20 protein-coding genes and 1 riboswitch are annotated in these 24,480 nt (G+C 70.1%); of the genes, 9 read left to right on the top strand and 11 right to left on the bottom strand.

The window, feature by feature from the left end; translation table 11 throughout:
• Nucleotides 1–149: 149 nt before the first annotated feature.
• Both ACH4NX_RS12630 and ACH4NX_RS12625 read right to left on the bottom strand, forming a co-directional pair.
• Nucleotides 150–1,625 carry a PAS domain-containing sensor histidine kinase gene (locus ACH4NX_RS12630; protein ID WP_351390481.1) on the bottom strand — a complete coding sequence of 492 codons (1,476 nt, stop codon included), beginning with the start codon at nucleotides 1,623–1,625 and terminating at the stop codon, nucleotides 150–152.
• 430 nt (nucleotides 1,626–2,055) lie between these two features.
• A complete protein-coding gene (locus ACH4NX_RS12625) occupies nucleotides 2,056–2,700 on the bottom strand; it encodes a TetR/AcrR family transcriptional regulator (protein ID WP_351390484.1) in 645 nt (214 codons plus the stop codon).
• A gap of 97 nt (nucleotides 2,701–2,797) precedes the next feature.
• Here ACH4NX_RS12625 and ACH4NX_RS12620 point away from each other — a divergent pair, with 97 nt between their 5' ends.
• Nucleotides 2,798–3,559, top strand: a complete 762-nt coding sequence (locus ACH4NX_RS12620) for an SDR family oxidoreductase (protein WP_351390486.1) — start codon at nucleotides 2,798–2,800, stop codon at nucleotides 3,557–3,559.
• Nucleotides 3,560–3,724: 165 nt separating this feature from the next.
• Complete coding sequence (gene nagB / locus ACH4NX_RS12615; RefSeq protein WP_351390489.1) at nucleotides 3,725–4,510, top strand: glucosamine-6-phosphate deaminase; 786 nt, start codon at nucleotides 3,725–3,727, stop codon at nucleotides 4,508–4,510.
• Between the two features lie 362 nt (nucleotides 4,511–4,872).
• Here the strand turns inward: nagB and ACH4NX_RS12610 are convergent, their stop codons facing one another.
• The 4 genes from ACH4NX_RS12610 to ACH4NX_RS12595 all read right to left on the bottom strand — a co-directional run bounded on the left by ACH4NX_RS12610 (nucleotide 4,873) and on the right by ACH4NX_RS12595 (nucleotide 9,625).
• Nucleotides 4,873–6,429 carry a glycoside hydrolase family 3 protein gene (locus ACH4NX_RS12610; RefSeq protein ID WP_351390492.1) on the bottom strand — a complete coding sequence of 519 codons (1,557 nt, stop codon included), beginning with the start codon at nucleotides 6,427–6,429 and terminating at the stop codon, nucleotides 4,873–4,875.
• Between the two features lie 8 nt (nucleotides 6,430–6,437).
• The gene (locus tag ACH4NX_RS12605) at nucleotides 6,438–7,268 is read right to left on the bottom strand and encodes a carbohydrate ABC transporter permease (RefSeq protein ID WP_351390495.1); all 831 of its coding nucleotides are present in this window, start codon (nucleotides 7,266–7,268) and stop codon (nucleotides 6,438–6,440) included.
• Nucleotides 7,265–8,251 (bottom strand): sugar ABC transporter permease, encoded by a 987-nt coding sequence (locus ACH4NX_RS12600; protein ID WP_351390498.1) that lies wholly within the window; start codon nucleotides 8,249–8,251, stop codon nucleotides 7,265–7,267. The genes ACH4NX_RS12605 and ACH4NX_RS12600 overlap by 4 nt, the downstream gene beginning before the upstream one ends.
• Before the next feature lie 96 nt (nucleotides 8,252–8,347).
• Nucleotides 8,348–9,625, bottom strand: a complete 1,278-nt coding sequence (locus ACH4NX_RS12595) for an extracellular solute-binding protein (protein ID WP_351390501.1) — start codon at nucleotides 9,623–9,625, stop codon at nucleotides 8,348–8,350.
• Between the two features lie 454 nt (nucleotides 9,626–10,079).
• Here ACH4NX_RS12595 and ACH4NX_RS12590 point away from each other — a divergent pair, with 454 nt between their 5' ends.
• From ACH4NX_RS12590 to ACH4NX_RS12560, 7 genes are all read left to right on the top strand, one after another.
• A complete protein-coding gene (locus tag ACH4NX_RS12590; protein ID WP_003973740.1) occupies nucleotides 10,080–10,844 on the top strand; it encodes a GntR family transcriptional regulator in 765 nt (254 codons plus the stop codon).
• A 158-nt stretch (nucleotides 10,845–11,002) separates the two neighbouring features.
• Nucleotides 11,003–11,260 carry a DUF3311 domain-containing protein gene (locus ACH4NX_RS12585; RefSeq protein ID WP_398128853.1) on the top strand — a complete coding sequence of 86 codons (258 nt, stop codon included), beginning with the start codon at nucleotides 11,003–11,005 and terminating at the stop codon, nucleotides 11,258–11,260.
• Nucleotides 11,257–12,867: a monocarboxylate uptake permease MctP gene (gene mctP / locus ACH4NX_RS12580; RefSeq protein WP_398128854.1), complete on the top strand. Its 1,611-nt coding sequence runs from the start codon at nucleotides 11,257–11,259 to the stop codon at nucleotides 12,865–12,867. Before ACH4NX_RS12585 ends, mctP begins: the two co-directional genes overlap by 4 nt.
• Before the next feature lie 83 nt (nucleotides 12,868–12,950).
• Nucleotides 12,951–13,457, top strand: coding sequence for a GNAT family N-acetyltransferase (locus ACH4NX_RS12575; protein WP_351390508.1), 507 nt, complete (start codon nucleotides 12,951–12,953; stop codon nucleotides 13,455–13,457).
• Nucleotides 13,458–13,557: 100 nt separating this feature from the next.
• Nucleotides 13,558–13,635, top strand: a riboswitch (cobalamin riboswitch).
• A 146-nt stretch (nucleotides 13,636–13,781) separates the two neighbouring features.
• On the top strand, nucleotides 13,782–16,187 hold the full coding sequence (locus ACH4NX_RS12570) for a ribonucleoside-diphosphate reductase subunit alpha (protein WP_398128855.1): 2,406 nt from the start codon (nucleotides 13,782–13,784) through the stop codon (nucleotides 16,185–16,187).
• Complete coding sequence (locus ACH4NX_RS12565; protein ID WP_351390512.1) at nucleotides 16,187–17,200, top strand: ribonucleotide-diphosphate reductase subunit beta; 1,014 nt, start codon at nucleotides 16,187–16,189, stop codon at nucleotides 17,198–17,200. The genes ACH4NX_RS12570 and ACH4NX_RS12565 overlap by 1 nt, the downstream gene beginning before the upstream one ends.
• Before the next feature lie 250 nt (nucleotides 17,201–17,450).
• Nucleotides 17,451–18,428: a helix-turn-helix domain-containing protein gene (locus ACH4NX_RS12560; RefSeq protein WP_351390515.1), complete on the top strand. Its 978-nt coding sequence runs from the start codon at nucleotides 17,451–17,453 to the stop codon at nucleotides 18,426–18,428.
• 25 nt (nucleotides 18,429–18,453) lie between these two features.
• Here the strand turns inward: ACH4NX_RS12560 and ACH4NX_RS12555 are convergent, their stop codons facing one another.
• The 5 genes from ACH4NX_RS12555 to ACH4NX_RS12535 form a co-directional block, all read right to left on the bottom strand.
• Nucleotides 18,454–19,830: a cytochrome P450 gene (locus ACH4NX_RS12555; protein WP_351390517.1), complete on the bottom strand. Its 1,377-nt coding sequence runs from the start codon at nucleotides 19,828–19,830 to the stop codon at nucleotides 18,454–18,456.
• Nucleotides 19,827–20,918, bottom strand: coding sequence for an epi-isozizaene synthase (gene cyc1, locus ACH4NX_RS12550; protein ID WP_398128856.1), 1,092 nt, complete (start codon nucleotides 20,916–20,918; stop codon nucleotides 19,827–19,829). The genes ACH4NX_RS12555 and cyc1 overlap by 4 nt, the downstream gene beginning before the upstream one ends.
• Before the next feature lie 287 nt (nucleotides 20,919–21,205).
• Nucleotides 21,206–21,856 carry a peptide deformylase gene (gene def / locus ACH4NX_RS12545; protein ID WP_351390523.1) on the bottom strand — a complete coding sequence of 217 codons (651 nt, stop codon included), beginning with the start codon at nucleotides 21,854–21,856 and terminating at the stop codon, nucleotides 21,206–21,208.
• A gap of 101 nt (nucleotides 21,857–21,957) precedes the next feature.
• The gene (locus ACH4NX_RS12540) at nucleotides 21,958–22,938 is read right to left on the bottom strand and encodes a hypothetical protein (protein WP_351390525.1); all 981 of its coding nucleotides are present in this window, start codon (nucleotides 22,936–22,938) and stop codon (nucleotides 21,958–21,960) included.
• Nucleotides 22,939–23,052: 114 nt separating this feature from the next.
• A complete protein-coding gene (locus ACH4NX_RS12535) occupies nucleotides 23,053–24,273 on the bottom strand; it encodes an HD-GYP domain-containing protein (protein ID WP_398128886.1) in 1,221 nt (406 codons plus the stop codon).
• Between the last annotated feature and the right edge of the window lie 207 nt (nucleotides 24,274–24,480).

Here is a 24,480-nt window from a genome sequence, read left to right as displayed (position 1 = left end):
GCGAGTACACAACCCCCGCTCCCGAGCCGCAGCGCGCAGTACCCCGATGCGATCGCACGAGCACTGGCCTCGGACCTTCACCGGTCCGGGGCTTTTTGCTGTCCCGCGGACCCCGCGGACCCCGCGGACCGCGGGGTCCTTCTCGCCGTCTACTTCTCCGTGGGTACCGGGATGTCCAGGATCACCCGGGTGCCGCGTTCCGGGGCCGGAATCATGTCGAAGGTGCCGCCCAGCTCTCCCTCCACCAGGGTGCGGACGATCTGCAGGCCGAGGTTGCCGGAGCGGTGCGGATCGAAGTCCTCGGGCAGACCGACGCCGTCGTCCTGGACGGTGACCAGTAGCCGGACCTCCTTCGTCGTACCGCCGCGGACCGCGGAGACCTCGACCGTGCCGGTGTCGCCCTCACGGAAACCGTGCTCCAGGGCGTTCTGAAGGATCTCGGTCAGCACCATCGACAGGGGGGTCGCGACCTCGGCGTCCAGGATGCCGAAGCGACCGGTGCGCCGGCCGGTGACCTTGCCCGGTGAGATCTCGGCCACCATCGCCAGCACGCGGTCGGCGATCTCGTCGAACTCCACCCGCTCGTCCAGGGTCTGAGACAGCGTCTCGTGCACGATCGCGATCGACCCGACCCGGCGCACGGCCTCTTCGAGCGCCTCGCGCCCCCGGTCGGACTCGATGCGCCGGGCCTGGAGGCGCAGCAGTGCCGCCACCGTCTGCAGGTTGTTCTTCACCCGGTGGTGGATTTCCCGGATGGTGGCGTCCTTGGTGATCAACTCCCGCTCACGGCGGCGCAGTTCCGTCACGTCGCGCAGGAGCACCAGCGAGCCGATGCGCGTGCCCTTCGGCTTGAGCGGGATGGCGCGGAACTGGATCACACCGTCGTGCGCCTCGATCTCGAACTCGCGCGGCGCCCAACCGCTGGCCACCTTGGCGAGCGCCTCGTCCACCGGGCCGCGGGAGGGGGCGAGTTCGGCGGTGGTCCGGCCTAGATGGTGGCCGACCAGGTCGGCGGCGAGGCCCATACGGTGGTAGGCCGACAGGGCGTTCGGGGAGGCGTACTGGACGATGCCGTCCGCGTCGAGCCGGATCAGGCCGTCGCCGACACGGGGCGAGGCGTCCATGTCGACCTGCTGGTTCTCGAACGGGAAGGCGCCTGCCGCGATCATCTGCGCGAGGTCCGACGCGCTCTGCAGATACGTGAGTTCCAGGCGGCTCGGGGTACGCACGGTGAGCAGGTTGGTATTGCGGGCGATGACACCGAGGACGCGCCCCTGGCGCCGCACGGGGATGGACTCGACGCGGACCGGGACCTCCTCGCGCCACTCCGGGTCGCCCTCGCGCACGATCCGGCCCTCGTCCAGGGCGGCGTCCAGCATGGGGCGCCGGCCGCGCGGGACCAGGTGGCCGACCATGTCGTCCTGGTACGAGGTCGGTCCGGTGTTGGGCCGCATCTGGGCGACGGAGACGTAGCGCGTGCCGTCGCGGGTGGGTACCCACAGGACCAGGTCGGCGAAGGAGAGGTCGGAGAGGAGCTGCCACTCCGAGACCAGCAGGTGGAGCCACTCGAGGTCTGAGTCGTCGAGTGCTGTGTGCTGGCGTACGAGTTCGTTCATGGAGGGCACGTGGCTGAGCGTACCTGGCGGTACGGACAGCGCTCGAAACCATCCGGATTCCACCGCCGCCGGTCCGGATCCGGCCCTGGAGACACCCGCGGGCCGCGGCGCCTGAGAGGGACCCTCAGCCCTCCCGGCACCGCAGCCCGGAGCAACATCGGCCGTGGGGTGTGCGGTCCCGGTCGGCCGAAGGATGAGGAGCCGGGGCAGTCAGGGCAGAGAGCTCCGGTTCCTCGGTCCGCCCTCCTGTGCGGGGAAGGCGGAAGCCTGACGATCACCTTGCACGAAGGTCACGGCACGTGTCCCACTACAAGGTTCTCTATGGCCATTGTGGACTAGACCACTCATCGTGTCCATGTGAGGGACGATGTTTGTCGTTGTCGCGTTCCGTGGACTACTCGGACACCCGAGCATCCGGCCAAAGCCTAACCCTGTTGGCTCACACACGGGGCCAGACGGCCAGGGCAATTTCCGCGAGCGCCTCCAGCTCCGCCCGGCTCGCGCCGTCGCGCGCCTGCTGGGACATGCCCTGGATCATGGCGCCGGTGTACCGGGCGAGCGCGGCCGCGTCGGTGTCCGGCGGCAGCGCGCCCGCGGCCACGTCGGCGCGGATCCGGTCCTCGATCCCGGCGATGTTGGCGTTGCGCCGCTCCCGCAGGGACTCCTCGACCTCGGAGGTCGAACAGTTGACAGCCGCATGGATGACGAGGCAGCCGTGCGGCCGGCCGGGGGCCGTGTACTCGACGGCGGCCTCGCGCAGCATCCGCTCTATCCCCGCGCGGGCGGTCGGCTCCTCGGTGAGGGCACGGGTACCGAAGGAGCCGTACCGCACGCCGTACTCCTGGACGACCTCCTCGAAGAGCGAGCGCTTGTCGCCGAAGGCGGCGTACAGGCTCGGGGCGCCGATGTCCATGACCCGAGTGAGGTCGGAGACGGACGTGGCTTCGTACCCGCGCTCCCAGAACGCCATCAGCGCCTTCTCCAGTGCCGTCGCCCGGTCGAAGGAGCGGGGCCGGCCACGCGTCCTGGCCGCGGCGCCCCGAGCTTGCGCCCCTGCCTGTCCGCTCTTCTCGCTGCTCACCATGGGATGCATTTTATAGCGGGCACTAGAGAAATGTCGCCGGAGTGCTGTACGGTCATTTCTGTAGCGACCGCTAGAGAAATGAGAAGGGGGCGCCGGCATGGGCGTACAGGGAGTTCTCGCGGGCAGGACGGCTCTCGTCACGGGGGCGAGCAGGGGGATCGGGCGAGGCATCGCGGAGCGACTGGGACGCGACGGCGCCCGGGTGGCGGTGCACTACGGCAGGAACGAGGCGGCGGCGAAGGAGACGGTCGCCGCGATCGAGGCGGCGGGGGGCTCGGCGTTCGCGATCAGGGCCGACCTGGGCGCCCCCGGGGCCGCCGAGGCGCTGTGGGAGGAGTTCGACCGGCACGCCGACGGGGTGGACATCCTGGTGAACAACGCGGGCATCGGCAACACACCCCCTATCGGGGACATAGGGGAGAAGGAGTACGACGCGGTCTTCGCCGTCAACGTGAAGGCGCCGTTCTTCATCCTCAAGCACGGCATGGGCCGGCTGCGCGACGGTGGCCGGGTCATCAACATCTCCTCGGGGCTGGCCCGCACCGCGGTGATGCCGGACAACATGGCGTACTCGATGACGAAGGGTGCGCTGGACGTGTTCTCGCGTGACCTCTCCAAGGTGCTGGGCACCCGAGGCATCACGGTGAACTCGGTGGCCCCCGGCATCATCGACACGGACAACACGGCCGAGCTGCTGCACGGGAGCGCGGGCGGCTGGGACCGGGCGGCGGCGCTCTCCGCGCTGGGCGGGGTGGGGGCGCCGGCCGAGGTGGCCGACGTGGTCGCGTTCCTCGCCTCGCACGGGGGCCGCTGGGTCACGGGAAGCTGGGTGGACGCGACGGGCGGATCACTGACATGACACCGGCGCAACGCCGCGACCCGCCCGGCCGGTTCAAGGGGTCCCCCGACCGGTTTCGACGCGCCCGCGGGGTCCGGCTCTGTTAGATTGGTCTAAACCACATAGGGTCAGACACAGCCAGTCCCGGACCCCGGGTGAGTCCTCTCTTCGAAACGGCAGGCAAGCGTGGAAGTTGTCATCGTTCCGGATGCCAAGGCGGGCGGCGAGCTCATAGCCGAGGCCATGGCGCAGTTGCTCCGGCGCAAGCCCGACGCCCTGCTCGGGGTGGCCACCGGCTCGACGCCCTTGCCCGTGTACGAGGCGCTGGCGGCCAGGACGCGCGCGGGCGCGGTGGAGACCGCGCGAGCGCGGATAGCCCAGCTCGACGAGTACGTGGGACTCCCCGCGGATCACCCCGAGTCGTACCGCTCGGTGCTGCGGCGCGAGGTGCTCGAGCCGCTCGGGATCGGCATGGACGCGTTCATGGGCCCCGACGGCACGGCCGCGGACGTGCAGGGGGCCTGCGAGGCGTACGACAAGGCACTGGGCGAGGCCGGCGGGGTCGACCTCCAGCTGCTGGGGATCGGGACCGACGGGCACATCGGCTTCAACGAGCCGTGCTCCTCGCTCGCCTCGCGGACCCGGATCAAGACGCTCACCGAGCAGACCCGCGTCGACAACGCGCGCTTCTTCGACGGTGACATCGAGCAGGTGCCGCACCACGTGATGACGCAGGGCATCGGGACCATCCTGGAGGCCCGGCACGTGGTGCTGCTCGCCACCGGCGAGAGCAAGGCGGACGCGGTCGCCGCGAGCGTCGAGGGACCGCTCGCGGCCGTGTGCCCGGCCTCCGCGCTCCAGCTCCACCCGCACGCCACGGTCGTCGTCGACGAGGCCGCCGCCTCCAAGCTGAAGCTCGCCGACTACTTCCGGCACACCTACGCCCACAAGCCCGACTGGCAGGGCATCTGAGCCTGCGGTCCTGCTCAGACCCGAAGCCGCGCGGCCGCGTGCGGGAAGGGCGCCGGTCTCCTGACATCGGGGGTGGCGCCCTTCGTCGTACCGACGGGCGCGTTCGCGGACGCCGTACCGACGGTTGCGCTCGCGGACGCCACGAAGACGCCCGGCACCACGGCCCGTGGGGGCGCGGGCCTCACCTGTCCCAGGGGCCCTGGGCGAGGCAAGGCAAGGCAAGGCAGCGAGGCGAACCACGAGCAGCGCGCCCGCACCGGCCCCACCGCACACCGAAGGCGCCGGCCCTCAACCGAGGGAGCCGGCGCCTTCGGTGTACCGGCGGGCGTACCCGCTGCGCGGGGGTGCAGGGGGCGTACCCGCTACATCCCCGCGATGGCCTCCGCCGCCGCCCGGCCGCAGACGCGGGCCGCGCCGTGGGTGGCCAGGTGGAGGGCGCCACGGGGGCGGGCCCGCGGGACGCCCATCTCGACCACGATCGTGTCGGGACGGGCCGCGAGCAGGGTGTCGAGGGCCGCCGCCATCCAGGGATGACGGTGCTCGTCGCGGACGACGGCCACGACACGGCGCGGGCCGGCCGCGGCCAGCACCTCGTTCCCGGCGTCCGGGCCGGTGAAGCTGCCGGTCTCCGTGCCGGGGAGCAGGCGGAAGAGCTCGGCGGCGATGCCCCAGGGGGTCTCGTCGCCGACCGCGATGTTCGCGACGGGAGTGAGAGCGGCGACGTACGGGGGGTCGGTGAGGGGGGTGAAGCCCTCGGCGACGGTGACCCGTACGGCGCGGCGCGCGGCCCGTAGGCCCACGTCTTCGCTCCCGCCCACGTCCCGGGCCTCGCTCCCGTCGCCGTCCCGGGCCCCGCTTCCGTCGCCGTCACGGTGGGCCGTCTCGGGGCTCCGGGTGTCCGTCCGGTGCGTCGCGCTCCAGCGGGCCAGGGCGCGGACGCGTTCCGCCGCGTCGGCCAGGCGGTCCTCGGGCAGCTCGCCCGAGCGGACCGCCTCGACGAGGGCGTCGCGCAGCCGCCGCACGGTGTCCTCGTCGGACAGCCCGCCGCCCACGCAGATGGCGTCGGCGCCGGCCGCGATGGCCAGGACGCTGCCGCGTTCGATGCCGTACGTGCCCGCGATGGCCTGCATCTCCATGCCGTCGGTGACGATCAGGCCGTCGTAGCCCAGTTCGCCGCGGAGCAGGTCGGTCAGGATGCGGCGGGACAACGTTGCCGGACGGTCCGGGTCCAGGGCCGGGACCAGGATGTGGGCGCTCATCACCGCGCGGCTGCCGGCGGCGATGGCCGCGCGGAAGGGGACCAGGTCGCGTTCTGCCAGCACCGCGGCGTCCACGTCGATGAGCGGCAGGGCGTGGTGCGAGTCGACGCCCGTGTCCCCGTGGCCCGGGAAGTGCTTGGTGCAGGCGGCCACGCCCGCCGACTGCATGCCGGTGACGTAGGCGGCGGTGTGCCGGGCGACCAGGCCGGTGTCGGCGCCGAAGGAGCGCACTCCGATGACCGGGTTGTCGGGGTTGGAGTTCACGTCGGCGGACGGGGCCCAGTTGAGGTTGACGCCGCAGGCCGCGAGCCGCCGGCCCAGCTCGGCGGCCACCTCCCTGGTGAGCCCGACGTCGTCCACCGCGCCGAGGGCGAGGTTGCCGGGGAAGGAGGAACCGGTGCGCACCTCCAGCCGGGTGACGTCGCCGCTCTCCTCGTCGATGGCGACGAGGACGTCCTCGCGTTCGGCGCGCAGCTGTGCGGTCAGCGCGGCCACCTGCTCGGCCGAGGCGATGTTGCGTCCGAACAGACCGACGGAGGCCAGGCCCTCGCCGAGGCGGCGCAGCAGCCAGTCGGGGGCGGTGGTGCCGGTGAAGCCGGGCTGGAGGACGGTGAGCGCGTCGCGCGTGAGGGTGTCGGTGGCCCTGGCGATGGTTGTCATCGGTCGCGTTATCCCTTCACGGCGCCGGCGGTCAGGCCACTGACGGCCTTGCGCTGGAGGTAGACGAAGAGGATCAGGATCGGGACGGCGAAGAGGGAGGAGGCGGCCATGGTCGCACCCCAGTCGTCGCCGAAGACGGTCTGGAAACTGGTCAGCCACACCGGCAGCGTCTGGGCCTCGGCGTCCTTGTTCAGGACCAGGACCAGCGCGAACTCGTTCCAGGCGGTGATGAAGCCGAACAGCGAGGTCGACATCAGACCCGGCGCGAGCAGCGGCAGGATGACCCGTCGGAACGCCTGGGCGCGGGTGCAGCCGTCCACCATCGCCGACTCCTCCAGCTCCTTGGGCACGGCGGCGACGAAGCCGCGCAGCGTCAGGATCGTGAAGGGCAGGATCATCATCGTGTAGAAGAGCGTCAGCGGCACGAGGCTGTTCAGCATGGACGCGTCCCGCACGATCATGTACATCGCGATGATCATGACTTCCCAGGGCGCCATCTGGGCCAGCATGAAGCCGATGACGAAACCGCGCCGCCCCTTGAACCGCATCCGTGCCAGGGCGAAGGAGCCGGCCAGCGCGATGATCAGCGAGAAGACGACGGCGAGGACGGTGACGGTCAGCGAGTTGGTGACGAACGACCAGAAGTGGTCGGCTTCGGTCGCCGTCTTGAAGTGATCGAAGGTGAAGTCGGTCGGGAACCAGACCGGGTCCTCCGTGATGATGTCGCCGGTCGGCTTGAAGGCCGTGGAGAACATCCAGTACACAGGGAAGGCGAAGCCGATGAACAGGACGACGGCCGTGATGTTGGGCCACAGGCGGCCGAAGAGTGAGCGCTTCACAGCTCGTCCTCCCCTTGCTTGAGCACGATCCTGAGGTAGTAGGCGGTCAGACCGAGCATGATCAGAATGGTCAGCACGGCGATCGCCGCACCCATGCCGTAGTGCTGGTTGCCGACGCCCTCGACGTACGCGTAGACGGGCAGGATCTCGGTGAGCCGGTCGGGCCCGCCCTGGTTGAAGGTGTAGACCTGCACGAACGCCTTGAAGACCCAGATGATCTCCAGGAAGGTCGTCGCGTAGAGGAACGGCCGCATGAACGGCATGGTGACCGCGACGAAGCTCCGCCAGGCGCCGGCGCCGTCGAGGGACGCGGCCTCGTAGAGTTCCTTCGGGATGGTGGTGGTCGCCGCGTAGAGGTTGATGGCGACGAACGGGATGGACTGCCAGACGATCAGCAGGGTGACGACGAAGAACGTCGACATCTGGCTGCTGGTCCAGCTGTAGTCGGCCATGGAGTGCCAGCCGAGTTTGTCCAGGACCCAGTTGACGACACCGAAGCGCTGGGCGAACAGCCACTTGTAGACGGTGGTGGCGGCCACGATCGGCATGGCCCAGGCCAGCACCAGACCGAGCAGCAGGGTGAACCTCATCCGCTTGCCGAGGCGCGCGAGCAGCAGGCCGACCAGGGTGCCCAGGATCATGATCAGGGCGACGTTGACCGCCGCGAACAGGATCGACCGGAGTGTGACCCGCCAGAAGTGCTCGCTGGTGAGGGTCTCCGTGTAGTTGTCGACGCCGTTCCACTCGGTGACGTGCTGGATCAGCTGCGTCATGTTGAGATTCTGGAAGGACAGCAGGATGTCCTTCAGCAGCGGCCAGCCGAGCAGCAGCACGGTGGCCACGCAGGCGGGCAGCAGCAACAGGTACGGGACGAGCGCGCCGGCGCGCGACGCGGTTCTCTGTCTGGGCCCGCCGCTGCCCTCGTCGTCCGCCTTGCGGACGTCCGCCGGGCCGGAGGGCGGCGGTTCGGTCTGCACGGTCATGCTCGCGATCTCTCTTCTCGACCTGTCTACGTCGACCCTCGTACGGTCGCCGGGGCGAGGGCCGTCGTCCGGCCTCCCGCCCCGGCTCACCCGGTGTTACTGCTGCTGCGACAGGCGCTTGTTGAACTCTTCCTCGACCTGCTCGGCCGCCTCGGCCGGGGACTTCCCCTTCAGCACGGCGGTCATGTAGGTCTTGATCGGGTTGGGCGCGTTCTCGACCGCGGCCCACTCCGGGATCAGCGGAGTGGTGCCACCGGAGGCGACGGCCGGCGAGCCGGCCTCGGCGGCGGGGTTGCCCTCCAGGTTGCCCAGCAGCGACTTCTTGTTCGGGGTGACGCCGTTGGCCTTGGCCAGCTCGCCCTCGAACTTGTCGGACAGCGTGATCTTGAGGAACTCCTTGGCGAGCTCCTGCTGCTTGCTGCCCGCGGCGACGGCGAGGTTGGAGCCGCCGAGGAAGACGCCCTCGGGCTCAGCGGCGGTCTCGCCCGGGATGGTGAAGTAGCCGATGTCCTTCTCGATCTTCGGGTTGGCCTTGATCGCGGTGGCGGCTTCCCAGCCCATGCCGATGAAGGCGCCGACGTCGCCCTTGGCGAAGACCTCACCCTGCTGCGGGGTGGCCTCGTCCTTGTCCTTGGGTGCCTTGGAGAGCGACTGGAACTTCTTGTAGGTCTCCATCGCGGCGGTGATCTTCGGGTCGTCGAGGTTGGAGACGTACTTGTCGCCGTCCTTCTTGACCAGTTCGGCGCCCTCGCCGATCGCCAGGCCGACGAAGTGGTACCAGTTCTGGCCCGGCAGGTAGATCGGCTCGGCGTCGGTCTTCTCACCGATCGTCTTGAGGGCGTCGTAGAACTCGTCGCGGGTCTTGGGGGTTTCCTTGATGCCCGCGTCCGCCCAGACCTTCTTGTTGTAGACGACCACGCGGTTGACGACGAACCACGGCGCCGCGAACTGCTTGTCCTCGAAGACGGAGGACGCGTTGATGGACTCGGTCCAGTCCTTGCCGATCTCGGCCTTGAGGTCGCTCAGGTCCGCGAGGCCGCCGGTCTTGGCGTACGCCGGGGTCTGGGTGTTGCCGATCTCGAAGACGTCAGGCGGGTTCTCCTCGGAGAGCGCGGTGGTCAGCTTCTGCTGAATGCCGTTCCACGTCTGGATCTCGAACTTGACCTTCGCCTTGGTCTTCTCCTCGAAGGCCGTGGCGACGTCCTTCTGCCACTGGTCGGGCGAGGAACCGTCCATCACCCACACGGTGAGCGTCTCGCCGGCGTAACCGTCCGCCCCGGCCTTCTTGCCGTCGTCGCCGCTGTCGCCCCCGCACGCCGCGACCGAGACCATCATGCCCGCGATACCGATCGCGGCTATCAGCTTGCGCTTCACGCCAACCCTCCTCAGGGATGCCACACAACCCCCCTGCCTCCCCGCGGTTGCTCGTCGACGCGGACCGCCCATGGGGCCGGGACCTGGACCAATGGTGTAGACCAGTAGGGGGAGCTTGGCCCAGACCAATAGGGCTGTCAAGGGTGTTCAAGCGCGCTCTACGCGTCCGTGATGCGACCGAGATATGCAGGGACCTTTCATTGCGCAAGCGACAGATCGGACGGACCGGGACCGGGTGTACCACCGCCCGCCCGATGACGTGCCGGTACGGTTCTGAGCGCGCGTACCAGCGACTCCCGGCGGCGCTGTGGACTAGACCAACGGGGGTCGCGCAGGTATACAGAAGGGATCACGGAGCGTGCGGGACCATCCCGGCGCGGAGCCGTGCCACGATGTGAGCCGTGGCCGACAGGGATAGCGGTCGCTTCGGCACCCGGAGCCGGGAAGGCAGAGCATGAGCACCGACGTCAGCAGTGCGGAGAACGAGGGTGGGGCGACCGTCCGTACCGCGCGCGTGCCCAAGTACTACCGCCTGAAGAAGCATCTGCTCGACATGACCCGGACCCAGACACCGGGCACCCCCGTCCCGCCGGAGCGCACGCTGGCCGCGGAGTTCGACACCTCGCGCACGACGGTGCGCCAGGCCCTTCAGGAACTGGTCGTCGAAGGCCGCCTGGAACGCATCCAGGGCAAGGGCACCTTCGTCGCCAAACCGAAGGTGTCGCAGGCCCTGCAACTCACCTCGTACACCGAGGACATGCGGGCGCAGGGCCTCGAACCCACCTCCCAGCTGCTGGACATCGGCTACATCACCGCCGACGACCGGCTCGCCGGGCTGCTGGACATCACGGCCGGCGGGCGGGTGCTGCGCATCGAGCGGCTGCGCATGGCCAACGGCGAGCCCATGGCCATCGAGACCACCCACCTGTCGGCCAAGCGCTTCCCGGCGCTGCGCCGCTCCCTGGTGAAGTACACGTCCCTCTACACCGCGCTCGCCGAGGTGTACGACGTCCATCTCGCCGAGGCCGAGGAGACCATCGAGACCTCCCTGGCCACACCCCGCGAGGCCGGCCTGCTCGGCACCGACGTCGGCCTGCCCATGCTGATGCTCTCCCGGCACTCGCAGGACCGCACGGGCCAGCCGGTGGAGTGGGTGCGCTCGGTGTACCGGGGCGACCGCTACAAGTTCGTGGCCCGGCTGAAGCGGCCCCAGGACTGACGCCGGCCGCGGGGCGTTCCAGGCAAACCCCCGCACGCGTGACCACGAAGTCGCGGTTGAGGACCGATATACGGACGAGGTCTTCCGCTGTCTCGACACCGTCCCCTACATTTCGTGCGCACTGCACGAGGTGATCAGCGAGGGGACGGAGCCACCGCATGTCACAAGCCCCGGAAGTGAGCAGAGGGCCGACGGTGACGCCGGTGCGCGTCGTCATCGGCCTCTGCCTTGCCGCACCGTTCGTCGCCATGCTGTGGGTGGGTTCGTACGCGGAGACGGACCCGGCCTTCATCGGCATCCCGTTCTTCTACTGGTACCAGATGGCGTGGGTGATCGTCTCCACCGTGCTCACGGTGATCGCCTACAAGCTGTGGCAGCGTGACCAGCGCGCCCGCCGGGAAGGCGGGGCCAAGTGAACGACGGCGTGAACGGCGTCGCACTCGCCGTCTTCATCTTCTTCTTCGTCCTCGTCACCGCCATGGGCTTCCTGGCCGCCCGCTGGCGCCGGGCCGCGAACGACCAGAGCCTCGACGAGTGGGGCCTGGGCGGCCGCTCGTTCGGCACCTGGGTCACCTGGTTCCTGCTGGGCGGCGACCTGTACACCGCGTACACCTTCGTGGCCGTACCGGCGGCGATCTACGCGGCAGGCGCGGCCGGCTTCTTCGCGGTGCCGTACACGATCCTGGTCTACCCACTGATCTTCACCTTCCTGCCGCGGCTGTGGTCGGTCTCCCACAAGCACGGGTACGTGACGACCTCGGACTTCGTGCGCGGCCGGTTCGGCTCGAAGGGGCTGTCGCTGGCGGTCGCCGTGACGGGCATCCTGGCCACGATGCCGTACATCGCGCTGCAACTGGTCGGCATCCAGGCCGTGCTGGACGTGATGGGCGTCGGCGGCGGTGAGGACACCAACTGGTTCATCAAGGACCTGCCCCTGCTGATCGCCTTCGGCGTGCTGGCGGCGTACACCTACTCGTCGGGGCTGCGCGCACCCGCGCTGATCGCGTTCGTCAAGGACACGCTGATCTACATCGTGATCGCGGTGGCCATCATCTACATCCCGATCAAGCTCGGCGGCTTCGACGACATCTTCGCCGCGGCGAACGACAAGTTCACCGAGTCGGGCAACGGCGGACTGGTGCCGGACCACGGCGGCCAGTGGACGTACGCCACCCTGGCGCTCGGCTCGGCGCTCGCGCTCTTCATGTACCCGCACTCGATCACCGCGACGCTGTCCTCGCGCAGCCGTGAGGTGATCCGGCGCAACACCACCATCCTGCCGCTGTACTCGCTGATGCTCGGCCTGCTCGCGCTGCTGGGCTTCATGGCGATCGCGGCGGGGGTGAAGGTGGAGAACGGGCAGCTGGCGATCCCGCAGCTGTTCGAGAACATGTTCCCGGACTGGTTCGCCGGCGTGGCCTTCGCGGCGATCGGCATCGGCGCCCTGGTCCCGGCGGCGATCATGTCGATCGCCGCCGCGAACCTCTTCACCCGCAACATCTACAAGGACTTCATCAAGCCGGACGCCACCCCGGCGCAGGAGACGAAGGTCTCCAAGCTGGTGTCCCTGCTGGTGAAGGTGGGCGCGCTGGTCTTCGTCCTCGGCATGGACAAGACGGTCGCGATCAACTTCCAGCTGCTCGGCGGCATCTGGATCCTGCAGACCTTCCCGGCCCTGGTCGGCGGCCTGTTCACCCGCTGGTTCCACCGCTGGGCGCTGCTCGGCGGCTGGGCGGTCGGCATGGTCTACGGCACGGTCGCCGCGTACGGTGTCGCCTCGCCGACGCAGAAGCACTTCGGCGGCTCCTCGAAGGAGATCCCCGGCATCGGCGAGATCGGCTACATCGGCCTCACCGCCTTCGTGCTGAACGTCCTGGTCACCGTGGTCCTGACCTTCTTCATGAGGGCCCTCAAGGCGCCCGACGGCGTCGACGAGACCAAGCCCGGCGACTACACGGCGGACGCCGGCGACCCGGGCGTCGAGACGGAGCTGCCGCCGGCCACGGCGGGCACCTCGCACTGACCTGCGGTACGCGACCGGTACGCGGCGGGCCGTCGGAGAAATCCGGCGGCCCGTTGTCGTACCCGTCCGGCACACTCGGCGTCATGGACTTCGTGATCCGGCAGGCGGCGACGGACGAGTACGGCACCCTCGGTGAGATCACCGCGCGGGCCTATCTTCGCGACGGCCTCCTCGACTTCGGCGAGGACGACGCGTACCTCGGTGAGCTGAGGGACGTGGCGAAGCGCGCGGCGGCCGCCGAGGTGCTGGTCGCGGCGGCGGACGGCCGGGTGCTCGGCGGTGTGACCTTCGTGCCGTCCGGTGGCCCGATGGCCGACATCGCCCGGACCGGCGAGGCCGAGATACGCATGCTCGCCGTCGCCCGCGAGGCACGCGGACGCGGGGTGGGCGAGGCCCTCGTACGGACCTGCGTCGACCGGTCCCGGGCCGTCGAGGGCTGCGCGCGCGTCGTGCTGTCGACCCAGCGCACCATGCGCACCGCCCACCGCCTCTACGAACGACTGGGCTTCACCCGCACCCCCGGCCGCGACTGGAAGCCGCTGCCGGAGCTCGACGACATCACGCTCCTCACCTACGAACTGACGCTCTGACACCCGCGCCACCCCTCGACGATCCCTCCGCGACACAACATCTGGGGGGCGTTCGCCGAACCCGGCACAAGATGTATGCTCATGCTCGCTGTCGCCGCAGGGGAATCCGGTGCGAATCCGGAACTGTCCCGCAACGGTGTACTTGTGCGCTCATGTGCGCGAGTCCAGTCCGAGGACCTGTCGACAGTGCGCCCGTACCGTCCCGGTCCGGGTGCCATGACGTCCGGGCCTCGTGGAGTGGGCCGGTGGACGCGACGCCGCGTGCGCTCGTGAGCTGCCCCTGCCCTCCGCCAGGCCCCGTGCCGAGCGAGGGAGTGCCCCCACGTGACCATCGCGCCAGCCGACCCGGTTTCAGCGACCCCGGTGACGGCCTCAGCAACCTCAGCGACCCCGGTGGCCCCGGCGACCGGTGAGCCCGACGGCCCCGGTGCCGCCCTGCTGCGGACCCTGACCGGGCTGACCGCCGACCTCCCCGACGCCGACCCCGGCCGGGTCGCCGCCGCCGCACTGCGCGGCCGGTCCGCCCACGCGGACGAGTCCGAGCTGCGCGAGCTCGCCACCGAGGCGGCAGCCGGTCTGATCTCCGAGGACCCGGTCTACTCCCGGCTGGCCGCCCGGCTGCTGACCATCGGCATCCGCGCCGAGGCCGCCTCCCAGGGCGTCACCAGCTTCACCGAGTCGGTCGCCACCGGCCACCGCGAGGGCCTGATCGCCGACCGCACCGCCGAGTTCGTCCGGCTGTACGCGGACCGCCTGGACGCGCTGATCGACCCGGCCGCCGACGACCGCTTCGGCTACTTCGGGCTGCGCACGCTGCACAGCCGCTACCTGCTCCGGCACCCGGTCACCCGCAAGCCCGTCGAGACGCCCCAGCACTTCCTGCTGCGCGTCGCCGCCGGACTCGCCGAGGACGACACCCCACGGGCCCTCGGCGAAGTGGCCGCGCTCTACGCGCTGATGAGCCGCCTGGACTACCTTCCCTCCTCCCCCACCCTGTTCAACTCCGGCACCCGGCACGCCCAGATGTCGTCCTGCTACCTCCTGGACTCCCCCAAGGACGAGCTGGACTCCCTCTACGACCGGCTCCACCAGGTCGCCCGCCTCTCCAAGCACGCCGGCGGCATCGGCATCGCCTACTCCCGTGTCCGCGCCCGGGGTTCGCTGATCCGGGGCACCAACGGGCACTCCAACGGCATCGTGCCGTTCCTGAAGACCCTGGACGCCTCGGTCGCCGCCGTGAACCAGGGCGGCCGGCGCAAGGGCGCGGCGGCGGTGTACCTGGAGACCTGGCACGCGGACATCGAGGAGTTCCTGGAGCTGCGGGACAACACCGGCGAGGACGCCCGCCGCACCCACAACCTGAACCTGGCGCACTGGGTCCCCGACGAGTTCATGCGCCGGGTGGACACCGACGGACAGTGGTCGCTGTTCTCCCCCGCCGACGTGCCCGGGCTGACCGACCTGTGGGGCGAGGAGTTCGACGCCGCCTACCGCGAGGCCGAAGCCGCGGGTCTGGCCCGCAGGACCCTCCCCGCCCGTGAGCTGTACGGCCGCATGATGCGCACCCTCGCGCAGACCGGCAACGGCTGGATGACCTTCAAGGACACCGCCAACCGCACCGCCAACCAGACCGCCGAGCCGGGCCACGTCGTCCACTCCTCCAACCTGTGCACGGAGATCCTGGAGGTCACCGACGACGGGGAGACGGCGGTCTGCAACCTGGGCTCGGTGAATCTGGGCGCCTTCGTGGACCCGGCCTCCCAGGACATCGACTGGGAGCGCCTGGACGCCACCGTCCGCACCGCCGTCACCTTCCTGGACCGGGTGGTCGACATCAACTTCTACCCGACCGAGCAGGCGGGGCGTTCCAACGCCCGCTGGCGCCCGGTGGGCCTGGGCGCGATGGGCCTCCAGGACGTCTTCTTCCAGCTGCGCCTGCCCTTCGACTCGCCCGAGGCGAAGGCCCTCTCCACCCGCATCGCCGAGCGGATCATGCTCGCCGCGTACGAGACCTCCGCCGGTCTCGCCGAGCGGAGCGGCCCCGCGCCGGCCTGGGAGAAGACCCGTACCGCCCGGGGTGTGCTGCACCCCGACCACTACGGCGTCGAGCACACCTGGCCCGAGCGCTGGGCGGCCCTGCGCGAGCGCGTCGCCACGACCGGCCTGCGCAACTCCCTGCTCCTGGCCATCGCGCCGACCGCCACCATCGCCTCCATCGCGGGCGCCTACGAGTGCATCGAGCCGCAGGTGTCCAACCTGTTCAAGCGCGAGACGCTGTCCGGCGAGTTCCTCCAGGTCAACTCGTACCTGGTGGACGACCTCAAGCGGCTCGGCGTGTGGGACGCCCGCACCCGCGAGGCGCTGCGCGAGGCGAACGGCTCGGTGCGGGACTTCGGCTGGATCCCCGAGGAGGTCCGCGCGCTGTACCGCACCGCCTGGGAGATCCCGCAGCGCGGCCTGATCGACATGGCCGCCGCCCGCACCCCGTACCTCGACCAGGCCCAGTCGCTGAACCTGTTCCTGGAGACGCCGACCATCGGAAAGCTCTCCTCGATGTACGCGTACGCCTGGAAGCGGGGCCTGAAGACCACGTACTACCTGCGTTCGCGCCCGGCGACCCGCATCGCCCGCGCCGCCGCCCGGACCACCGTCCCCGCGCAGGCCGCCCCCGACCCCGACGCGGTCGCCTGCTCCCTGGAAAACCCCGAGTCCTGCGAGGCCTGCCAGTAATGAACGAGAACACGAAGAACCTGCTCGACCCGGGCTTCGAACTGACGCTGCGCCCCATGCGCTACCCGGACTTCTACGAGCGCTACCGGGACGCCATCAAGAACACCTGGCACGTGGAGGAGGTCGACCTCCACTCGGACGTCACCGACCTGGAGAAGCTCAGCCCCGAGGAGCAGCACCTCATCGGCCGGCTGGTGGCCTTCTTCGCCACCGGCGACTCGATCGTCGCGAACAACCTGGTGCTCACCCTCTACAAGCACATCAACTCCCCGGAGGCGCGGCTGTACCTGAGCCGGCAGCTGTTCGAGGAGGCCGTGCACGTCCAGTTCTACCTGACGCTGCTGGACACCTACCTGCCCGACCCTCAGGACCGCAACGCGGCCTTCGCGGCGGTCGAGAACATCGCCTCGATCCGCGAGAAGGCCGGATTCTGCTTCAAGTGGATGGACTCGGTCGAGTCGATCGACCGGCTGGAGACCAAGGCCGACCGCCGCCGCTTCCTGCTCAACCTCATCTGCTTCGCCGCGTGCATCGAGGGACTGTTCTTCTACGGTGCCTTCGCCTACGTCTACTGGTTCCGCAGCCGGGGCCTGCTGCACGGTCTGGCCACCGGCACCAACTGGGTGTTCCGGGACGAGACGATGCACATGTCCTTCGCCTTCGACGTCGTCGACACCGTGCGCAAGGAGGAGCCGGAGCTGTTCGACGACGCACTCGAGCAGCAGGTCACCGACATGCTGAGGGAGGCCGTCGAGGCCGAGCTGCAGTTCGCGCGCGACCTGTGCGGTGACGGCCTCCCGGGCATGAACACCGACTCGATGCGGCAGTACCTGGAGTGCGTCGCCGATCAGCGCCTGACGCGCCTCGGCTTCGCCCCGGTGTACGGCTCCGAGAACCCCTTCTCCTTCATGGAGCTGCAGGGCGTTCAGGAGTTGACCAACTTCTTCGAGCGGCGTCCCTCGGCGTACCAGGTGGCGGTGGAGGGCACCGTCGACCTCGACGAGGACTTCTGAGTCCCCTTCCGCGCCCCCTCTCCCTCCTGGGCCTCCCTGAGCTGACGGTCGACGCGCTTCTCGCGCACGATGCCGATCACCGAGGGGAGGACCATGAGGACGAGGAGTCCGAAGGCAACGAGCATTCCGATCAGGGTTTCTGTCTGGTTTCCGGTCATGACACCACTGTCGCGCCGGTCACTCCTTACCGGGAGTGGCAGGACTGCCGTAGGGCCTCGATTTCCTGCCACTTCCGGGGCACACTGGCGGCATGCTGCGGAACGTGGCCGCCGTCCTGCTGGACGGCGCGCATCCCTTCGAACTCGGCGTGCTCTGCGAGGTCTTCGGCATCGACCGGAGCGACGAGGGCCTGCCGCGGTACGACTTCGCGGTGGTGTCGGCGGAGGGCCCTGAGCTGAGCACCCATGTCGGCGGCCTCTCCGTCTCCACGCCGTACGGGCCGGACCGGCTGGAGGACGCCGACCTGATCGCCGTGCCGGCGGGGAGCGACTACGCCCGCCGGGAGTACCCGCCCGAGCTGCTGGACGCCCTGCGACGGGCGGTGGACCGCGGCGCGCGGGTGCTGAGCGTGTGCTCCGGGGTGTTCGTGCTGGGCGCCGCCGGGCTGCTGGACGGACGGCGGTGCGCGGTGCACTGGCGCCACGCGGCCGAGCTGGCCCGGCAGTACCCGCGGGTGGCCGTGACACCCGACGTGCTGTACGTGGACGAGGACCCGGTGATCACCAGCGCCGGCACCGCCGCCGGCATCGACGCCTGTCTGCACATCGTCCGCAAGGAGCAGGGCACGGACGTCGCCAACCGGATCGCCCGGCGCATGGTCGTGCCGCCGCACCGGGACGGCGGTCAGGCCCAGTACATCGAGCGGCCGCTGCCGCGCTCCTCCTGCGACACGGTCGGCGAGGTGCTGGCCTGGATGGAACAGCACCTCGACGAGGAGGTCACCGTCGAGCAGCTCGCGGCGCGGGCGCACATGTCCCCGCGCACCTTCGCCCGCCGCTTCCAGCAGGAGACGGGGACGACTCCCTACCGCTGGATCCTGCGCCAGCGTGTACTGCTGGCCCAGCGGCTGCTGGAGGCGACGGACGAGACGATGGACGCGATCGCGTGGCGCACCGGCTTCGGCACGGCGGCGGCCCTGCGGCACCAGTTCGTCAGGGCCCTGGGCACCACTCCGCACGCCTACCGGCGCACCTTCCGCGGCCCGGAGGCCGTCGCCCGAGCCGGGTGACCGCGCCGCTCGCCCGTGCCACGGGTCATCGCGCCACAGGCCTGACCAGCAGGTCGTGCGGACGGAGCGTGATGCCCACGCGGACCGCGTCGTTCGAGCCGGCCACCTGCTCGAAGCGGTACTTCGTGGCCAGCGCCGCCGTGATCAGCGTCAGCTGCGCCATGGAGAAGTGGTCACTGGGGCACTTCCGCTTGCCCGCGCTGAACGGCTTCATGGCGTATTTCGGCACCTTCGCCGCGCGTTCCGGCAGCCAGCGGTCCGGGTCGAACTCCAGGTTGCCGTCGTACGACTTCGGATCGCGCTGGATTGCGTACGGGCTGTAGATGATGTCCGACCCGGCCGGAATGCGATAGCCACCGAGTTCGGTCTCGACCACCGCTCGCCGCGTCAATACCCATACGGCGGGACGCAAACGCATGGCCTCCACGATGACATTGCCGGTGTGCGTGAGCCTCCGGACATCCTCGAATGCCACGGGGCGTCCGCCGGTGACCGCTTCGACTTCGTCGCGTATGCGGTCGGCATGTACCGGATGCTCGGCAAGTGCCTGCAGCAACCACATGATCGTGGAGGCGATGGTTTCACTGCCGGGGGTGAGTATCGCGACCACCTGGTCGTGGATCTCCTGTTCCCCGATCGGGTCGCCATTGTCGTCCTTCGCCTCCAGCAATGCCGTCAGCAAATCGTCCGGCTTTTGACCGGATGCGCGGCGCTCGGCGATGATCTCGTCGACCAGGAGGTGCAAATCGGCCAGCGCGTTGTTGAATTCGCGGTTGGCCGGCAGCGGCAGCCGGTAGAGCGGGCCCAGCGGGACCACCATCCGCCGGTACATGCCCCGGAAGACGGTGGCGAGCGCCACGCACAGCCGCTCGGCCCGCTCGTCCATGTACTGGCCGCGCAGCAGGCAGCGGGCCGCGACGCGCACGGCGACGCGGAAGGACTCGGAGGTGGCGTCGACGGTCCGCCCGGACTGCCAGCGCTCGGCGAGCGCGTGCGCCTCCTCCTCCATGATCGGCCCGTAGGCGGGGATCGCGTCGAGCTTGAACGCCGGCTGGATGGTGCGTCGCTGGCGGCGGTGGAGCGGGCCGTTGGCGGTCGCCACGCCCTCCTTGCCGAGCAGGCCCTCCAGCGACTCCCACAGCGGACCGGCTATGTGGTAGTCGGGGCTCAGGGCCAGGGCACCGGTGAGCTCGGGGGAGGTGACCGCGTACACGGTCTTCGGGCCCAGCTTGATGCGCACGATGTCGCCGTGGTCGCGCAGCTGGGACATGTAGGCCAGCGGGTCGCGGGCCAGCTTCCAGCCGTGGCCGAGAAGCGGGACACCACCACCCGCCACGGGCGGCTCACGCAGCTCCGGTGTCTCTTCGGTCCGGGTCTCGGGATTGACGGACTCGACGGTCATTTCTCACCTGCCGCTTCGTTGTTGACGTACGGGGGCGTGGACCGGTCGTCCCAGCTGTCGACCATGTACCGGCCGGACTCGTGGTGGAACCAGTAGACGGAACTGAACCAGTTCCGCATATTGCCGACGTTGGCCCGTACGGCGCCGCTCAGTTCCTTTCCGCGCACGGTGCCGTCGTCGAGTTCGTCGGCGAACCGTAACGCGTCCTGTTCCACGTCGAGGAATTCGGTGATGCACTCCTCGACGCGTCGACGGACTTCTGTGATTGCTTCTTCCAGGGTCAGCCCGTGATGGGTGATGAGACTGATTCCGAGATTGTGGACCTCGTCTCCCGCTATTTCCTTCGGAAGTGAGCAGAGGTCGTTGTACCAGGCGGCGAATTCCTGGCTCAGCAGTGCCGCCCGCCGATATGCCGGATGCTTTCGGACGGCGTCCGGGAGTTCACAGCCCGCGCTCGGCTCCAGCAGGTCGGTCCAGATCCAGTGGGCGAACGTGAGCCGGCGCAGCTCGAGGTACTCCTCCACGCCGGGCACGATGCCGCGGGTCCGGTTGTGGAATTCGCGGTCGTACGCCTCGATCACCGCGTGGAAGTGCCGGGCGAACCGGGTGTTCCAGGTCGCCGGCGGCGACAGGAACGCGTACAGCCTCCGCACGCTGTCGGCGAACCCGGCGACCAGCGTGTCCTCGTGGTGCAGATGGTCCTCCGGTGAGTCGAGTGCCGTGTGCAGCTGGTCCCGCAGTCGTCGCCAGGCGGTCGGACGGCCGTGGACGATGTCCCGGTCGTGCCGGTCGTCCCAGACGAAGAACCACGCGCTGTAGTCCGCTATCGCCTGCATGACCTCGTCGGGAGCGCCCAGGTAGTACCCCGCCATGAGGTCCGTGTAGCACAGGCCATCGGCATATTCCTCGACCTTGTCCGCCGGCATGAGCCGTTTTTCCAGCAGCCAGGTACGGGTTGTCTCCTGGAGCTTCGGCCAATACGGGTGCAGTTGCCGAGGAAATGCCGCCTCGATCACCGGAAGGCGCAGTGATGGCGGCACTGCGATCGCGGTCGGTGTCGCTGTGGTGCCGTGTGAGAAAGCATGCACGAACAAACCCCTCTCAGCCGCCGGTGGCGCACCCCTCTCGCCGAACGGGGCGTGCGCCGTTGCGTATCCCCGCGCTTCCTATTCAGCACCACAACTGACCGTTCTGGGAACGGATTTGCTTCATTCGCCACCCCTCGGTGCCGGAATTCTCCTGGTGTGTGGCAGGTTTCGGATCTTCTGGCGAGCGGAGGGGATCGAACGCGTGACGGACAGACGAACGGCGCCCGCTCGGGTGAGACCCGAACGGGCGCCGTACGCGCGGTGGTTGTGTGACCGGTGCCGCGGTGTCAGTCGTTCGCGACCACGGGGTAGCGCGGCTCGTTCTCGGCCATCTGCCGCAGCGCCTCCTTGCGTTCGCGCTTGGAGAGCCGGTCGATGTAGAGGTACCCGTACAGGTGGTCCGTCTCGTGCTGCAAACACCGTGCGAAGTAGCCGGTGCCGCGCACCCTGACCGGGTTGCCCTTCTCGTCCCGCCCGGTCACCTCGGCGTAGTCGGGGCGGGCGAGCGGCGCGTAGGCGGTCGGCACGGACAGGCAGCCCTCGTTGCTGTCGTCCAGGCTGCGCCGGTCGGCGGGCAGCTCGACGAGGACCGGGTTGCAGACCACGCCGACGTGGCGGACGCCCTCGTCGTCGGGACAGTCGTAGACGAAGACCTTCTTGCCGACACCGATCTGGTTGGCGGCCAGACCCACGCCCTCGGCGGTGCGCTGGCTGGCGAACATGTCCGCGACCAGCTGCTGGAACTCCTCGCCGAAGTCGGTGACGTCCTCGCACTCCTTGTGCAGCACCGGGTTGCCGACCACCGTGATCGGACGCGAGGTGCCGCGTTCACGCCAGGACGCCTCGCGCTCCTCGCAGTCCTCGGTGTCGACGACGAACCCCTCGTCGTCCACGGGGAGCACGCCCGCGTGCTGCTGATCGGTGTCCTGCTGGGCCATGACCGACGTATGCCTTCCTCGAACAACTAAGGGGTGATGCGACTGGGGGTGGTGCTTGGCGACCGCTGCCGCGGAGGTCCCGGTCAAGACTACGGGGCCGCTCAGCAGACCTCTTCCAGGTCCCGCCAGTCCCGGGAGTCGGGACTGTCGGCGACCCACCCGTCCAGCAGCCCCTTCACCAGCGCGGCCGGCGCGGCCACCCCGCACTCCCGCTCCGGCACCCACAGCTGCCCGTCGGTGCGGTGGCCCAGCGGCCCCGGGTGCCCCGGTTCGCTGTGGTCGTGCGGGTCGAGGTGCTCGCCCTCGCCCTCGTCGGACGGCATCCGTGACTCCGAGCACATCCGGCACAGCAGCCGGACCGACGACGACCAGTCCTCGGCGGCGAACCCGGCGTCGGCGGCGAGCTGCTCCAGGGCGTCCCGGTCGGACTCGGTGGCGGCCTCCAGGAGGACCACCCAGGTGGGCACGGGCGACGGCGCCCACAGCTCGATCTCGTCGAAGACGGGGTAGGCGTGCCCGGCGGTGGTGGTCCGCTCTCCGTGCGGCACCCCGTCGTGCAGGACCACCTCGCCCCAGCGCCGGCCGGAGGACGGCAGCGGGATGGACAGCACCTCGATGCGGGCGGGGTCCAGCCGCCGCCCCCACACGACCTCGGCCTCCCCCTCCGGGGACAGCCGTACGGCCGCGCTGCCGAGGTCCATGCCGAGCGGCTCACCGGCGTCCGTCGGCTCTCCCGGGGTGCGCAGTCCGTAGGCCTGCCAGGCCCTGCGGGCCAGCGGCCAGTCCTGCAGGGCGGTCGCGGCGATGCCGACGTTCCACCAGTCGGGTGCGCCGATGTCCCGGTCGAGCAGCGCGACCGCCCTCAGTCCCGCCGCTCTGGCCTGCTCCCAGTCGTGCCGGAACTTGTGCAGCAGGGCGAGGTTGAACCATGACTCCGACAGCCAGGGTTCCAGGTCGGCGGCGCGCGTCAGCAGCGCGCCCGCGTCCTCGTAGCGACCGTCGCCGATCAGCGTGAACGCACGGTCGGTGGCCTGCCGCCAGGAGGCGGAGGGCCGGTGCCGTCCCTTGCCGAAGATCCTCACGATTCCCGCCTGCCAGTTCCGTTCTGTGGGCTGGCTGTGCCTTCCCGCGCCCCCGGACACCTTCTCCTTCGCATCCAACCACGTACGCCTGGAGGGGCGCTCATTACCCATGGGTTACCCAGCCGCGGGCGTGGTAAGACTGCCGCGGGAAAGCACTCGGGCCAGTGCTTCCACGACGTCGGGAGCGTAGTCGCCCGCGGTGGCCAGACGCAGCTGCTCCAGCGCCGTGAGGCCGCCGCCGGGTCCGGCGTCCCGCGCCTTCTCCTCGTAGGCGTTCACGGCCCGTACGATCCGCGCGGCGACCGGCTGCTCCCGGCAGGGGTCGGCCTGCCGCTCCACCACCACGGCGACGGCCGCGTCGACCCCGGTCTGGCGGACGACGGCCCCGCCGAGGAGCGCGATCCGCCGCTGCTCGGCGGCGGGCAGGGCGGCGGTGGCCCCGTCCGGGACCGGGTCGACCAGGCTCAGCTGTCCGATGTCGTGCATGAGGGCCGCGTACTCCAGCACGCTCAGCTCGGCCGCGGACAGCCCGAGGTCCCGCCCGACGGCGCCGCTGAGTTCGGCGACGCGGCGGGCGTGACCGGCCGGGGTGTACCCGGCGATCTCGGTGGCCCGGGCCAGGGAGGCGATGGTCTGCCGGTAGGTGGCCCGCACGGCCGTGTAACGCCGGTAGGACAGCTGGGTGAGCAACAGCGGCACGCAGAAGACGGGGAGCGCCCACAGTCCCGCGACGGCCACCGCGAGCGCCATCACCGCGCCGGTCGCGCACACCGCGGACGTGATCCCGACCATGCCGCGCAGTTCCTCGCGCAGCAGCGGGCCGAAGGGCCATCCGGTGCGCGCGTGTTCGGGTGCCGCGGCGAGCACGGCGTCGCACAGTGTGGTCAGGGCGAGCAGCGCGATCAGCAGCAGCGCGTACGCCGGGCCGCTCCAGTCGCGGAAGACGCCCTGGTTGGACAGGGGCTGGAAGCACACGGCGGCGAAGGCGACGGTGAGCAGGCGCCGCGCCAGGTGTTCCAGCACCGGCCCGCCGCCCCGGGCGACGTAGGGCACGCTGCCGAGCAGCGAGGCGGCGAGAACGACGGTGACGGTCTGGGCGACGCCGTGGTGCGTGGGCCGCCCGGCGACGTCCCCGAGCAGCGCGTACGCCAGTGCCCCGGCGGCAGCGAGCGGCGCGGCCTCCCGGACCTCGGCCCCGGCCCGCCGGGTGAGCTCGCCGAGGGCGACGAGGGCACCGAACGCGAGCGCGACGGGCCGCTCCGCCGGCCCCGACCACAGCACGGACGCGAGACAGGAGAGAACGAGAAGCCCGGCGCAGCCGGGGACGAGGCCCAGGACGAGGGGGGCCCGGGCTCGGGACCAGGTCCAGGACCGGGGCCGGGACCGGAACGAGGACTGGGACCGGGGCCGGGAGCGGGGCCAGGACCGGGCCCAGGACCGGAACCAGAACGAGGATCGGGGCCATGACCGGGATCGGCGCCCGGACCGGAACGAAGGCCCGGGTCGGAACGGGGGCTCGTACCGGGACCGGGCCCGGGCCCA

Source organism: Streptomyces sp. NPDC017225, assembly GCF_044331465.1.
Taxonomy (GTDB): domain Bacteria; phylum Actinomycetota; class Actinomycetes; order Streptomycetales; family Streptomycetaceae; genus Streptomyces.
Note: the sequence above shows the minus strand (reverse complement) of the source record. Positions and strands in the feature narration are given on the sequence as shown.

Excerpts from the sequence above, each read along its gene's own strand:
- ACH4NX_RS12625 (WP_351390484.1), bottom strand. The coding sequence starts at position 2,700 with ATGGTGAGCAGCGAGAAGAGCGGACAGGCAGGGGCGCAAGCTCGGGGC.
- ACH4NX_RS12620 (WP_351390486.1), top strand. The coding sequence starts at position 2,798 with ATGGGCGTACAGGGAGTTCTCGCGGGCAGGACGGCTCTCGTCACGGGG.
- ACH4NX_RS12610 (WP_351390492.1), bottom strand. The coding sequence starts at position 6,429 with ATGACAACCATCGCCAGGGCCACCGACACCCTCACGCGCGACGCGCTC.
- ACH4NX_RS12600 (WP_351390498.1), bottom strand. The coding sequence starts at position 8,251 with ATGACCGTGCAGACCGAACCGCCGCCCTCCGGCCCGGCGGACGTCCGC.
- ACH4NX_RS12590 (WP_003973740.1), top strand. The coding sequence starts at position 10,080 with ATGAGCACCGACGTCAGCAGTGCGGAGAACGAGGGTGGGGCGACCGTC.
- ACH4NX_RS12585 (WP_398128853.1), top strand. The coding sequence starts at position 11,003 with ATGTCACAAGCCCCGGAAGTGAGCAGAGGGCCGACGGTGACGCCGGTG.
- ACH4NX_RS12575 (WP_351390508.1), top strand. The coding sequence starts at position 12,951 with ATGGACTTCGTGATCCGGCAGGCGGCGACGGACGAGTACGGCACCCTC.
- ACH4NX_RS12565 (WP_351390512.1), top strand. The coding sequence starts at position 16,187 with ATGAACGAGAACACGAAGAACCTGCTCGACCCGGGCTTCGAACTGACG.
- ACH4NX_RS12560 (WP_351390515.1), top strand. The coding sequence starts at position 17,451 with ATGCTGCGGAACGTGGCCGCCGTCCTGCTGGACGGCGCGCATCCCTTC.
- ACH4NX_RS12555 (WP_351390517.1), bottom strand. The coding sequence starts at position 19,830 with ATGACCGTCGAGTCCGTCAATCCCGAGACCCGGACCGAAGAGACACCG.
- def (WP_351390523.1), bottom strand. The coding sequence starts at position 21,856 with ATGGCCCAGCAGGACACCGATCAGCAGCACGCGGGCGTGCTCCCCGTG.